This window comes from Flammeovirga sp. EKP202 (assembly GCF_014534745.1).
Lineage (GTDB): Bacteria > Bacteroidota > Bacteroidia > Cytophagales > Flammeovirgaceae > Flammeovirga.
Genome location: NZ_JACVVP010000021.1, coordinates 20,308 through 33,862 on the forward strand (window position 1 = coordinate 20,308; position 13,555 = coordinate 33,862).

The 13,555-nt window shown below is 35.0% G+C and carries 10 protein-coding genes; 7 read left to right on the top strand and 3 right to left on the bottom strand.

Going from position 1 to position 13,555, the window contains the following annotated elements; translation table 11 throughout:
- Positions 1-3: 3 nt before the first annotated feature.
- Together fusA and rpsJ are read left to right on the top strand one after the other, a co-directional pair.
- On the top strand, positions 4-2,142 hold the full coding sequence (gene fusA, locus IC221_RS14265; protein WP_188169611.1) for an elongation factor G: 2,139 nt from the start codon (positions 4-6) through the stop codon (positions 2,140-2,142).
- 104 nt (positions 2,143-2,246) lie between these two features.
- Positions 2,247-2,552 (top strand): 30S ribosomal protein S10, encoded by a 306-nt coding sequence (gene rpsJ / locus IC221_RS14270; protein WP_044202335.1) that lies wholly within the window; start codon positions 2,247-2,249, stop codon positions 2,550-2,552.
- A gap of 78 nt (positions 2,553-2,630) precedes the next feature.
- Here the strand turns inward: rpsJ and IC221_RS14275 are convergent, their stop codons facing one another.
- Positions 2,631-3,590, bottom strand: coding sequence for a DUF4974 domain-containing protein (locus IC221_RS14275; RefSeq protein WP_188169612.1), 960 nt, complete (start codon positions 3,588-3,590; stop codon positions 2,631-2,633).
- A 363-nt stretch (positions 3,591-3,953) separates the two neighbouring features.
- Here IC221_RS14275 and IC221_RS14280 point away from each other — a divergent pair, with 363 nt between their 5' ends.
- Positions 3,954-4,406 carry a hypothetical protein gene (locus IC221_RS14280; protein ID WP_044202338.1) on the top strand — a complete coding sequence of 151 codons (453 nt, stop codon included), beginning with the start codon at positions 3,954-3,956 and terminating at the stop codon, positions 4,404-4,406.
- A gap of 211 nt (positions 4,407-4,617) precedes the next feature.
- The gene (locus IC221_RS14285) at positions 4,618-6,807 is read left to right on the top strand and encodes a bifunctional alpha,alpha-trehalose-phosphate synthase (UDP-forming)/trehalose-phosphatase (protein ID WP_188169613.1); all 2,190 of its coding nucleotides are present in this window, start codon (positions 4,618-4,620) and stop codon (positions 6,805-6,807) included.
- 550 nt (positions 6,808-7,357) lie between these two features.
- Here IC221_RS14285 and IC221_RS14290 read toward each other — a convergent pair.
- Positions 7,358-8,389 carry a ferredoxin--NADP reductase gene (locus tag IC221_RS14290; protein WP_188169614.1) on the bottom strand — a complete coding sequence of 344 codons (1,032 nt, stop codon included), beginning with the start codon at positions 8,387-8,389 and terminating at the stop codon, positions 7,358-7,360.
- A gap of 311 nt (positions 8,390-8,700) precedes the next feature.
- Here IC221_RS14290 and IC221_RS14295 point away from each other — a divergent pair, with 311 nt between their 5' ends.
- Positions 8,701-9,309: a YceI family protein gene (locus IC221_RS14295; RefSeq protein WP_188169615.1), complete on the top strand. Its 609-nt coding sequence runs from the start codon at positions 8,701-8,703 to the stop codon at positions 9,307-9,309.
- Here IC221_RS14295 and IC221_RS14300 read toward each other — a convergent pair.
- Positions 9,306-10,097, bottom strand: a complete 792-nt coding sequence (locus IC221_RS14300; RefSeq protein WP_188169616.1) for a hypothetical protein — start codon at positions 10,095-10,097, stop codon at positions 9,306-9,308. The two genes, IC221_RS14295 and IC221_RS14300, sit on opposite strands and share 4 nt — an antisense overlap.
- A 62-nt stretch (positions 10,098-10,159) precedes the next feature.
- Between IC221_RS14300 and IC221_RS14305 the strand changes: the two genes are divergently transcribed.
- Together IC221_RS14305 and glmM are read left to right on the top strand one after the other, a co-directional pair.
- Positions 10,160-12,001 (top strand): ComEC/Rec2 family competence protein, encoded by a 1,842-nt coding sequence (locus IC221_RS14305; RefSeq protein WP_188169617.1) that lies wholly within the window; start codon positions 10,160-10,162, stop codon positions 11,999-12,001.
- Between the two features lie 83 nt (positions 12,002-12,084).
- Positions 12,085-13,494 (top strand): phosphoglucosamine mutase, encoded by a 1,410-nt coding sequence (gene glmM, locus IC221_RS14310; RefSeq protein ID WP_188169618.1) that lies wholly within the window; start codon positions 12,085-12,087, stop codon positions 13,492-13,494.
- Positions 13,495-13,555: the final 61 nt, after the last annotated feature.

The window sequence follows — 13,555 nt, forward strand, 5'->3', positions numbered from 1 at the left end:
TCCGTGGCTAAGAAGATCCATCTTTCGCACCAAAGGAACATCGGTATCATGGCTCACATTGATGCTGGTAAAACTACGACTACAGAGCGTATCCTTTATTACACAGGTAAATCTCACAAAATCGGTGAGGTACACGACGGAGCTGCTACTATGGACTGGATGGAGCAAGAGCAAGAGCGTGGTATCACTATTACGTCTGCTGCTACAACCACTACATGGAACTACCCTACTGAACAGGGTAAGGCTACTCCTGCTTCAGAAGAGTACAAAGTAAACATCATTGACACTCCTGGTCACGTTGACTTCACAGTAGAAGTAGCGCGTTCATTACGTGTACTTGATGGTGCTGTAGCACTTTTCTGTGCCGTATCTGGTGTAGAACCTCAATCTGAAACTGTATGGCGTCAAGCTGATGACTACAAGGTACCTCGTATCTGTTTCATCAACAAAATGGACCGTGCTGGTGCAGATTTCTTGAAAGCAGTGAAAACAATTGAAGAGAAATTGGGTGCAACTCCAGTTCCTTTACAATTACCAATCGGTGCTGAAGAAGGTTTCAGAGGTGTTGTTGACTTGATTACAAACGAAGCTATCGTTTGGAATGAGGCTGACCAAGGATTTACTTATGAAGTAATCGACATCCCTGCTGACATGGTAGACGACGTTGCTGAGTGGAGAGAAAACCTTATCGAGGCGGTTTCTACTCACAATGAGGAGTTGATGGAGAAATTCTTCGAAGACCCAGATTCAATTACTGCTGATGAAGTTCGTGCTGCAGTTCGTAAGGCTGTTATGAACATGGAATTCTCTCCAGTAATGTGTGGTTCTGCATTCAAAAACAAAGGTGTTCAAGCACTTCTTGACGCTGTTTGTTCTTACTTACCATCTCCACTTGACTTACCTGATACAAAAGGTACTAACCCTGAAACAGGTGAAGAGGAGACTCGTAAGGCAGATGCTTCAGATAAATTCTCAGCGTTAGCATTTAAGATCGCTACTGACCCATTCGTAGGTCGTTTATGTTTCTTAAGAGCTTACTCTGGTACTTTAGAAGCTGGTTCGTATGTATTGAACATGCGTACTGGTAAAAAAGAGCGTATCTCTCGTTTGATGCAAATGCACTCTAACAAGCAAAACCCAATCCCTCAAGTGGAAGCAGGTGATATTTGTGCAGGTGTAGGTTTCAAAGACATCAAAACTGGTGATACTCTTGTTGAGCTTGGTGCTCCAATCGTATTAGAAGAGATGGTATTCCCTGAGCCGGTAATCGGTATTGCTATTGAGCCTAAAACAAAAGGTGACGTAGACAAATTAGGTATGGCTATCGCTAAACTAGTAGAAGAGGATCCAACGCTTACAGTTGAAACTGACCACGAAACTGGTCAAACTATCTTAAGAGGTATGGGTGAGCTTCACTTAGAGATCATCATCGACCGTCTTAAGAGAGAATTCAACGTTGAAATCAACGAAGGTGCTCCTCAAGTTGCTTACCGTGAGGCTATCAAAGGTTCTACTGAACACAGAGAGACTTACAAGAAGCAAACAGGTGGTAAAGGTAAATTCGCCGATATCCAATTCGAACTTGGTCCAGCTGAGCCAGATGAGGATGGTGTTGTTAAGCCAGGTCTTCAGTTTGTTGACGAAATCAAAGGTGGTGTAATTCCAAAAGAATTTATCCCAGCTGTACAAAAAGGTTTCGAAGCAGCTATGGGCAGCGGTTCTTTAGCAGGTTACCCAATCGACGCAATGCGCGTTCGTTTATTCTACGGTTCTTACCATGATGTCGATTCAGATGCTTTATCATTCGAATTAGCAGCTAAATTAGGTTTCAAAGCTGCTTCAAAATCTTGTCAGCCAATCATCCTTGAGCCTATCATGGACGTTTCTGTAGTTACTCCAGACGAATACACTGGTGCGGTAATCGGTGATATCAACAAGCGTCGTGGTCTTCCGAAAGGACAAGAGATCTCAAACGGTGCAGTTGTAATCAAGGCTGATGTACCTTTATCAGAATTGTTCGGTTACGTAACTGACCTTCGTACTATTACTTCAGGTCGTGCATCGGCTTCATTAACTTTCTCTGAGTACAAAGAAGTACCAAGAAACGTTGCTGAAGACGTAATTGCTGAATCTAAGAAGTAATTATAAATTGTCAATAATCATAAACTTCTGAATCTACAACGGTAGATTCAAAGTTTATGAAATATATAATCCGCTAGTGGACGGCTAGCATCATAACAAAAGATATGACACAAAAAATCAGAATCAAGCTTAAGTCATACGATCACAACTTAGTAGACAAGTCTGCTGGTAAAATCGTTGAGGCTGTAAAGAAAACAGACGCTGTAGTTGCAGGTCCTGTACCTCTTCCAACAAAGAAAGAAAAATTCACTGTTCTTCGTTCACCACACGTTAACAAGAAATCACGTGAGCAATTCCAACTTTGTACTTACAAGCGTTTGATCGACATCTTCTCGTCTTCTCCAAAGACTGTTGATGCTTTGATGAAGCTTGACCTACCTTCAGGTGTTGACGTAGAGATCAAAGTCTAAGTTCAATAACTGATAATACAAATAACCCCCATGCACTTTTTGTACATGGGGGTTGTTTTTTTTTTACTGGGCTTTTTTTTATTTTCTATGTTGAAGAAAAATCTTATCCTCAACAAAATAGTAGTCCAATGGTACTTGAGTACACAACTGAGTGAGTGCTTTTTCAATGCTATTCTCTTTAAATTTACCTGTGAATAATAAATCTAAGGAATGTAATTCATGCTCTATAATTACATCAAAGTGTTTCTCCATATCTTCAATTACCATCAATAGTGGTGCTTCATTATAAGAAAAACTTCCTTCGACCCATTGTGTATGAGATATATCTCTTTGCAGTGGCAATGAAAGTTGGGAAGTAAATGATTCTAACATTTCTCCACTTTTTAATGCTAAAGCTTTTTTTGCTGCATTATGTTCTTCTATATAGGAAATTGAAGATTTGCCTAAGTTTGTCAATTGAAAAATGTGCTGATCATCTCTCAGATCAAATTGCCCGCCGTCAGGTGCAATCACTACAACTCTATTTGTTTTTACTTCAAAGTTATGATCTCCATCTCCGTCATCATTTACATTAAACTGAGCATGACCATTAAGATAAATATGCCCATCAAATCCTGTCTTCAAAAATTGCATTGAAGAACCCTTCTTTAACAAAGCAATAGATCCGTCAGGAAAAGTATATTTCAAAACGCCTTCATCAGATGTTACTCGTTCTATATCATTAGAGAAAAACCACAAAGTATAAATCCCTACCAAAACACCTACTACCGCTGCAACTCTTGTGATTACCTTTGAATGAATAAACCTTTCAAAAGTATTCGAACGCTCTACCTTAAACTTATTTTTATGAATATCATTTTGTATGTTTTCCCAAGCTTTATCACGAGGTGTTTTTGATGTTGGAAGAGAAATAGAGTTGGTGTAGTCTGAAATTTTTTCCAATAGCTTACCGTCTTTATCGTTCGACAGTTCCAAAGATGTTTTCTTGCCATCTTTAAAGGCTTCATTGCCTTTGCTTATGAAATCATTTTCTGACATAATTAAAATTAAGAGTAGTTAAAATCATCGTTAACATATATTTACTTATACAAGTATACTCAAAAATACCCTACCAAAAAGCACTAATTTATTAGTTATCAATATAAAATAAGAGTATTGGGTACTTTCAAACAGCAATGCATCATCAACTCAATCAATCTATTATAAACACGACAACACTATAAATAGAGAAATAAAAAAACAGTGTCGTAAATTTTAAAGAGGAGCAGAATGAAAAAGCAATTTTAATACATCCTAGAACTTTTGCCCTAGTACTTATACACTTTAAAATTAATAATTGTAAATTGTAGTGTTGCATTTTTTAATGCTAATAGGTATTAATACCAACAAAATTTTTTATATATGAATGATGTATGGTTTCAACTAATTCATAATTTTCAACAGTATCTCTGGTGGTGGATTGGTGGTCTTTCACTTTTTACCATTTTACTATGGGTTTATATCTATTTTCCATTTGAGAAGAAAAAGCCAATCAACGAAAATGAATTAGATGATCTATTTAAGGAACTCAAGCAATCTAAAGACAGCGTATTAAGTGTACTGGAAAATTATCAAGAGATTTTAGATGCCAAGGATAAAGAGCTTAAGGATTATGACACAAGAATTGAGGAGCGGGAAAATCATCTTTTATTAATTTCTGATTTACCAGAAGAAATTGAGCTTGAAATAAAATTAAAAGAAAGAAAGCATAACCAAAAAATGCTCTTACTAGGATCAAGTATTGGAATTGTTCTTGGAGGAATAGGAGTATGGGTTTTCCTTAATTGGGAAAGTGTGTTTCAGTTTATATTATAAATACCTTACCAAATAAATAATTACCGGAACAAATATTATCGAGGTCTTTTCAGTGTCTATATTCTATATCATAACTAATGGCTATGCTTTATAAATTTGAGTTCAATAGGATTAGAAAAATAACTGATACTACCTCAATTACTTTTGATCTAGTATATCTCTTAATTTTGAGCAGGTATCTCATCACCAAATTATTTAACTAACAAATAACATGTCTAAAAAAACAATTATTGTCTCTAATAGACTTCCGGTTACTGTAAGTAAAAATACAGAAGACGGAACGCTTAGCTTTCACCCAAGTTCAGGAGGATTAGCAACAGGTTTAAGCACTACTTATAAGCAAGGGGGTAATTTATGGATTGGTTGGCCAGGTACGTATGGTCATGATGACAAAGAAAAAATACACATTGAAAAAGAGCTTAAAGAAGACAATATGGCTCCCGTGTATTTAACAAAGGAAGATGTCAATAAATTTTATGAAGGTTATAGTAATAAAACCTTGTGGCCTCTTTTTCATTATTTCACTGAATATGCCACTTATGATAAAGATCTGTGGGATTCATATATTCATGTAAATGAACTTTTCTTAAAAGCGATTCTTGAACATGCTGAACCTGAAGATACAATTTGGGTGCATGATTACCAGCTATTGTTATTACCTGGAATGCTGAGAGAGGCACTACCAGATGCGACAATTGGTTTCTTCAATCATATTCCTTTCCCTTCTTATGAGATTTTCCGTTTACTCCCTTGGAGAGAGGAAACTTTAGAAGGTGTATTAGGAGCTGATTTGATTGGTTTCCATACCTATGACGATATGCGACACTTTTTAAGTTCAGTAAACCGTCTATTAGGTTATGACAGTTCATTAGGTCTTGTCAAAGTAAAAAACAGATTAGTTGCTGTCGACGCATTCCCAATGGGAATTGATTATGATAAGTTTGAACAAGCTGCTAATTCGGATAAAACAAAACAAAAAGTAATCGCTTACGGCGACTTATTAAGTAAAAATAAATCGATCCTCTCTATCGATAGATTGGATTATAGTAAAGGAATTAAACACCGTTTACTAGGCTTTGATAAATTCTTATCAAAATACCCTGAATACCAAGGTGAGGTATCGTTAATTCTACTTGTTGTGCCTTCAAGAGACAAAGTAGACCAATACCAACACTTAAAAGAGGAAATTGATACCCTAGTAGGTAAGATCAATGGTAAATATAGCCGTATGAATTGGTCTCCGATTCACTATTTCTATAGATCATTTAGTTTTGATGGTTTATCAGCACTTTACAAAGCTTCTGATGTAGGTCTTGTGACACCACTTCGTGACGGTATGAACTTAGTGTGTAAGGAATATGTGGCTAGTAAAACCAATCAGCAAGGTGTATTAATTTTGAGTGAAATGGCAGGTGCTGCCAAGGAGCTTTCAGAAGCAATACTTATTAATCCAAATGATGAAAACCAAATCGTTGAGGCTTTATACAATGCACTCACTATGCCTGAAGATGAGCAGCGCAGTAGAATGAAAGAGATGCAGAAAAAAGTAAGACGATACAATGTACACCGTTGGGTAGAAATATTTATGAACCAACTCGATAATATTAAAGAAAAACAAACGGCGATGAACTCTCGCCTATTGCCTAAAAAATCTCAAGAAAGAATGCTTGAAAAATATGAAGCAGCATCTAAACGTATCATTTTCCTTGATTATGACGGTACGTTAAAAGGTTTTGCTGCAGACCCACAATCAGTATCACCAGATCAAGAGTTAAAAGAAATCATGGCGAGTATCACCGCTGACCCTAAAAACAGGGTAGTCATTATCAGTGGTAGAGATAAAGAAACGTTGGAAGCTTGGTTTGCTGACTTTAAAGTAGACATCATCGCTGAACACGGTATCTGGTTAAGAAGAGGTGATCAAGACTTTGAAATGATTGATAATCTTAATTCTGATTGGAAATCTAAGATCAGTAGAATGCTTGATCGCTATGTAGATAGAACACCAGGTTCTTTTGTTGAAGAAAAAGCCTTTTCAATCGCTTGGCACTACCGTAAAGCCGATGCAGACTTTGGTGATTTAAGAGCAAATGAACTAGTAGGCAACTTAAACTACCTAGTATCTAACATGAACCTTCAAGTAATGCATGGTAACAAAGTAGTGGAAGTAAAAAGTCAAGATGTCAATAAAGGAAAAGCTGCGGTTAAATTCCTTAATGACGACAAATACGACTTTATTTTTGCTGCTGGCGATGACGTTACAGATGAAGATACATTCTTAGCAATGCCTAAAAAATCATATACGATCAAAGTAGGTATTGGTGCTTCTGCTGCAAGGTACAACCTTAAAACAGTTGCTGATGTAAGACAGTTGTTAACTACTTTCGGTAATATCAAATAAGTAGTAAAAACACAATAAAAAATAAAGGCTAGTACAAAAATGCACTAGCCTTTATTATTGTACTTTACCAAGAAATCAATCGTAATATAAATATCTACTACGAGTTCCTAAAAAAAGGAAAAATACGTTAATATTCTACTATAACCATAACCTTAACCGGGTAAGCCCGTTAAGTCATTATGTAAGTAAATAATAAATGTCAGATGAATAGAAGAAGAAAGGAAAGAGGAGTTGTATTTACTTGCTTTATTATACAGTCGATAATTAATGTCAGAGGAATAGACTGAAAAGAGACTGTTTACAAATAGATACGAAAAAATATTTTACTAAAAATTTCTATTAATCAAAAAAGTCGATAGTAATTGATAGTCGAATATTCAAAAATATAAGTTTAGCGAAATGAACAGATTGAAGAGGAGTTGAAGTAACCCTTTACCTTATAGGTAAAGGGTTCTTTTTTTCTTCAATCTTGATGTTTCAAAGTAACGACTAAAATTTCAATATTCCAAGATTCATTAACAAAAAAAGTAAATGAAGATCAATATTGTTATTAATCATAAGTGATTTTAACATTTCCGCTTAATGGGTGACTAATACATGTTAAGATATCCCCATTATCAATCTCCGATTGAGATAAAACCATAGTATCTCCCATTTCTACCTTTCCTGAAGAACAATTAGCTCTACATGCTGTACATACTCCATTTTGACAAGAGTAAGGCACATCAAGACCTTCTTCTAAAGCCGCCTCTAAAATTGTTTGGTTAGGCGATACAAACACGCTATGTTCTTCTCCATCTACAACGAGTGTGATATTTTCAGGTGACACATCATCACTATGATCACTTCCTGATACAGGAGTAAAACTTTCTTTGAATATTTTAGATGTAGGAATTTTATTTCTTTTCAGTGCACTTGTCACTGCATCCATCATACCATCAGGTCCGCATAAGTAATGTTCGGAGTCTGCTAATGCCAACCTATTCATAATGTTAATTGCCACTACATCATCTATTCTTCCAGAGAAACCGCCCCATTGTACTGAAGGCTGGCTCAACACATGTACTACATCTAATCGTTCTTGGAATTTTTCTTTCAACTCTTCCAATGCTTCTTTGAAAATGATAGAGTCTTCATTTCTATTGCCAAATACCAAAGTTACTTTTGATTTCGGTTCAAAAAACAAGCAACTTTTCAACATAGAAAACAATGGAGTGATCCCCGAACCTGCTCCCCAAAGCACCATGTGTCTCTCTGCTTCCTTGCTGGGATCATATAAAAATTGTCCCATCGGTTCTACGACTTCCAACATATCACCTACTTTGACATTGTCATTTAAATGATTGGAAACTTTTCCTTCCAGAATTCTTTTGACCGTAATATCAATCGTAGCATCAAGATGCGGAGCAGAAGACATCGAATAAGATCTTCTTAACTTTTGTCCTTCCACTTCAGTGATTACTGTTAGGAATTGTCCCGCTTGATATTGTACTTTCTTAAAAAGTGGTTGTTTTAGCTTTATAGTGACTGTATCAGAAGTTTCCTGTACTACTTCTTTTACTTTGAGTGTAATTTGATTCATTGTATAAATTTTTATTGCCTTCTACAATTACAATAGTGCATTCAATTAAGTATAGGAACAAAATTAACAGTGTATAAACACCTATTTCAATTCAAAATACAGTGTTACAAACCTACTCTAAATGCTCGTATAGTTAATTTAAAATATAATAATTATAAAAGTAAGGCATTTTTAAATTGTATTAAGAAGTTCCTGTTTAAGTCTTCCTATTTTTCTATTAATTTTAATCTTAACTACTGAGAGTGGATAATTGTTACTAACATTTTCCACACTAAAGCTGAATTATCTAACACCTGATTTTTAATACATCGATGCGTCACTTACTTCATATAATTGTACTTTCCATTATTTCATTTAATGCTTTTAGTCAAAAAGCAGATTATATACCTACTGAATATATTTTAGAAGTGGTTCCCAATACAAGTATGCATATTGATGGGAAAACCAATATCAATACTTTCGATTGTGTTTTTCAAAATGGAATACAAAGTCAATTGACACTGACTCAAAATATCTTTAATGAATTGACCGAAGTTCAGCATTCTGGATTAGAATTCTGCGTGACCTGCTTTGATTGTGGAGTCGCCCTTATGAATAAAGAATTTACTGAATTATTGAATGCTAAAGAGTTTCCAATCATTACCATGAAATTGGTTTCTATGCATATTTTTCAAGGGGAAGATAAATCCATCAAGGGGATCGGTAAAGTAAGTATGGCCATTGCGGGAGTAGAACGTATTGAAGATATTACCTATACGGTTCCTCATTTAGAGGGCAAAAACTTCCAAATTGTAGGCGAAAAGCAAATCGATATTTTAGACTATGGTCTCACACCTCCTAAAAAAATGATGGGAATGGTAAAAGTGGATCAACACATTGATGTTAATTTCAATTTTAAATTTACGGTTGATGACCACTAATAAGCTTCCATAGTTTGTGAGGTCAACTCTGCATGTTGGTTTCCTATTTGGTAAATGTATCGATAACCATAGTTTCCTTTTCCAAAAAAGACGACCACAGCATCTACCTTATGGTCATTATGAACTTCATGATCTGACTTCAGTTTTTTGATGTTGGAATAGTTTAGGTCTTGTGCAAAAGAGATTTTGGTATGAAACATAAATGCCTTCCTTTTTGCAAAGTTGACATACTTTCCGCTGTAGACTTCTTTTGATCTCTCATAAAACCCTTGTCCAAACTCTGCAAAATCACCTGCTCCACTCCAATTGATGGCCTTATCTATATCATATATATCAAAGTAACTTTGCTGAGTTTTGTACCTTTTCAATAGGCCTTTATTTTTCAACTTTTCCTCAAAATCAATCTCATTTACATCAAAAGTCTCTGTCGTTTTAAAACGAACCCTAAACTCTTGATAATCCACAATGATGAGTTTGTCTTCTCTGACAACTTCTTCTTCGATTTCCTCCACAATTTCTTCTACCTCCTCAAGAACCAGCTCTTCTTTATTTTCTATTACTTGTTCTTCTTCTTGATCCACTTCAATTGTTGGAGTTTCTAGTTTTGGTTTCTCGCTGCTCGGTTTTGGTATCACTTCTTCCTCAATAACTTCTTCATCCTCTTCTTCAGTATCATCAAAAAAGTCGAAATCAAAAAACGTATCTTCACTCTCGTTTTCTGTATCTTCCCTTTGAGAACAAGAAAAACAAACTACGCTCAAAATCAGGAATAGGTATAGCTTTTTCATTGGTGTAAATCTTCTTTATATTAGTGGTGCATAATTTTCTAAAACTAACTCAACTGCTAAAAATGATTCATAATGCTCCTTTCTTCAAAATTAATATATTTCTGATTCTAGGAATACTCTTTTCTGCATTATTTGATACACTGATTATCAACATTGAATACCTCATTTTGTTCTGTATTTTATTATTTATGGTTTCAGTTGTACTCTATAGAAAAAATACAGCTTCAATCTTTCCTACTTTTAGTATTTGCAGCACGATTTTTATGATAGGGTTCACTCTATTTCAATCTCAAAAAACATATACACCATTTCCCAAACATAAAGGTGTATACCTTGAAGTCACATCGATAATTTCGGAAAAAGAAAAAGTCAAACGCTATCTTTCAAAGGTCCGAAATATTGATAATCAAAACCTCGACAAACTTGACCATAAAGTAGTACTCACTTATTTCGGTAGTAAAAAACTCTTTCCTCAAAGTGTCTTATATGTACCGGATTCACTCCAACTTATTTCTAAAAATAAATTCCCTTTCGTGTATGATTACACTGACTATTTGATAGGCAAAAACATACACTACCAGATCACCACCGATACCATTGATATTGTCGAACTTCATTCCTATTCCCCTACTTTTAGAGATCAGCTTCAACAAAAAATTAAAACTATTTTTCCAATAGCGTTACACGGTATCAGTTCATCTCTATTAATAGGTAGTAAAAAGTATCTGCAACAAAATGAATACGAACTTTTCCAACAGACAGGAAATATGCACCTGTTAGCATTATCTGGAATGCATGTGGGAATTATAGTTTTAATATTGGATTTGGTTTTCTTCTGGAGGAAATACTTAAATATCAGAACGGCTCAAAGGCTTCAACTTCTTTACTTACCTCTTCTTTGGTTTTATGCCTCAATAGCTGGTTTTACTCCATCTATTTTGAGGGCAGTGAGTATGTTTTCTATTTTGATTTTAGGAAAAGCATTTCACCAAAAGGTAAACCTTTTAAACTTACTTTGCTTTGTCTCTTTCTGCTTTCTAATTTATGATCCGTTTCTACTCTTCGACATCGGTTTTATTCTTTCCTTTTCAGCAGTCCTATTTATTAGTGTCTTTCAACATTGGGATAAAATAGGACAATACTCCTACATAATAAGAACACTATTTTCTATCATTATAGTTTCAATTTTAGCACAATTAGGTACTATTAGTTTTACTTCTTATTTCTTTCAATATATACCTGCTTACAGCCTGTTTTCTAGTGTTCTAAGTGGATTTTTCACATTGCTATTGATGTACAATGGATTATTGATTCTTCTTTTAGATGCTTTGCATATTCCCATCAGTATATTGATTGATTTTTATGAATGGACCTACTTCTTATTCCAAAAATGGTTATTGCTGTTTAAAGACTTACCGCAGCTTCCATGGGTGAACATCTCTGCCCTGACAGCTATTGTACTTTGCATTACAATTTATATCAATCTAGCATTCAGAAGAATTAATTGGCTTTCTTTAAGTTTAATGTTCTTGACGTTGATTATTCAGTATAACACAACTTATCTTCAACATCAAAAAGCGGTTTATTTCTATGCTTCGAAAACACCCATGTTTAGTTTCATAGATCACAATCAAATCCATTCTTTTGTATTAAGAGATAGTTCTAAAACCATGTTTGAATATGAAACCATTATTAAAAAGCATCAATCTTTATTTTCTAATCCAAGCACGCATTTCATCAACATGAATCAAAAGAAAGAAAGTATTGAAATTCAATTAAACGATGGTTTAATTTATCAATATTCAAACCCTTATTCAACTCTCCACAAAAACGACTCAACACTACTTAAAATCAATCACTTAACCTTAAGAAATACACAAACAAGGATATACAGTCTTTATTAAATAATAATTAACAAGAATGTTAATTCTCTTTACAGTGTCACTTAAAGCGTTATTTTTGTAGCCTAATCAAATAATTTGAGACATTGACATTAATTAAGTCTATTTCTGGTATTAGGGGAACTATTGGCGGATCTACAGAAGATTCTTTAAACCCTATCGATGCAGCTAAATTTATTTCCACTTATGCAAAGTGGATCCTTGAAAACTCTGACAACAACAATAAAGTAGTATTGGGTAGAGATGCCCGTGTTTCTGGTGGCTGGTTAGCAGACATCGTTTCTGGTACTCTTCAAGCCATGGGTGTTCATGTGATCAACTTAGGTCTTTCGACTACTCCTACTGTAGAAATGGCAGTAGAAATGGAGGAAGCTGCTGGTGGTATCATTTTGACTGCAAGCCACAACCCTGCTAATTGGAATGCCCTAAAACTATTGGATTCAAAAGGTGAATTTATTTCTGCTGAAGCAATGGGAGAAATCCTTCAAAATGCTGAAGAAGGAAACTTTGAATTCGTAGATTACAAAAAAACTGGCAAAGTTACTCACGACGACACTTACATTGACAAACACATTGAGAAAATCTTAGCACTACCAATGGTAGACGTTGAAGCTATTCGTGCAAAAGATTTCAAAGTTGTAATTGATTGTGTCAACTCAACAGGAGGTATTGCTGTACCTAAAATTTTAAATGCTTTAGGTGTAACTCAAATTGAAGAGTTATACTGTGAACCTAATGGTAAATTCCCTCACAACCCAGAACCACTTCCTGAACATATCACGGAATTAAGTTCAACATTACAAAACGGAAACTATCACTTAGGTATTATTGTCGACCCCGATGTGGATCGTTTGGCATTTACTACTGAAGACGGTACTCCTTTCGGTGAAGAATATACATTAGTAGCTGTTGCGGATTATGTTTTAGAGCATAAAAAAGGCAATACAGTTTCTAACATGTCATCAACAAGAGCATTACGTGACGTTACTGAAAAGCATGGTGGTACTTATACTGCTTCTGCTGTAGGTGAGGTAAACGTAGTGAAAATGATGAAAGATACTGATGCTGTCATCGGTGGTGAAGGTAACGGAGGTGTCATTCTTCCAGAACTTCATTACGGTAGAGACGCGTTAGTAGGAATCGCATTATTCCTTTCTAAGTTGGCAAAATTCAATGGTTCTGCCAGCATGTTACGTCAGTCTTACCCTGACTATCATATTTCTAAAAATAAGATCGAATTGACACCTGAGATTGATGTTGATCTTATTCTTCAAAAAATGGAGGAGAAATATGCCAATCAACCTGTAAATACATTGGATGGTGTAAAAATCGAATTTGACAAAGAGTGGGTTCACCTTAGAAAATCGAATACAGAACCAATCATTCGTATTTACTCTGAATCTGCATCAGAACAAACTGCTGAGCACTTAGCTCAAAAAATCATTTCTGATATCAAAGAAATTATTCAGTTCAAAGCTGAAGATTCAGATGCTTAATAAGAAAGAATAAAACAGTTAAACACTTCATAGTCTGACTGTTGACTCTTAATATATTATA

What these genes read in the sequence shown, in the direction of transcription:
- IC221_RS14300 (WP_188169616.1), bottom strand. Translation starts at nt 10,097, where the DNA reads ATGAAAAAGCTATACCTATTCCTGATTTTGAGCGTAGTTTGTTTTTCT.
- IC221_RS14285 (WP_188169613.1), top strand. Translation starts at nt 4,618, where the DNA reads ATGTCTAAAAAAACAATTATTGTCTCTAATAGACTTCCGGTTACTGTA.
- IC221_RS14275 (WP_188169612.1), bottom strand. Translation starts at nt 3,590, where the DNA reads ATGTCAGAAAATGATTTCATAAGCAAAGGCAATGAAGCCTTTAAAGAT.
- IC221_RS14290 (WP_188169614.1), bottom strand. Translation starts at nt 8,389, where the DNA reads ATGAATCAAATTACACTCAAAGTAAAAGAAGTAGTACAGGAAACTTCT.
- rpsJ (WP_044202335.1), top strand. Translation starts at nt 2,247, where the DNA reads ATGACACAAAAAATCAGAATCAAGCTTAAGTCATACGATCACAACTTA.
- IC221_RS14305 (WP_188169617.1), top strand. Translation starts at nt 10,160, where the DNA reads ATGATTCATAATGCTCCTTTCTTCAAAATTAATATATTTCTGATTCTA.
- IC221_RS14280 (WP_044202338.1), top strand. Translation starts at nt 3,954, where the DNA reads ATGAATGATGTATGGTTTCAACTAATTCATAATTTTCAACAGTATCTC.
- IC221_RS14295 (WP_188169615.1), top strand. Translation starts at nt 8,701, where the DNA reads ATGCGTCACTTACTTCATATAATTGTACTTTCCATTATTTCATTTAAT.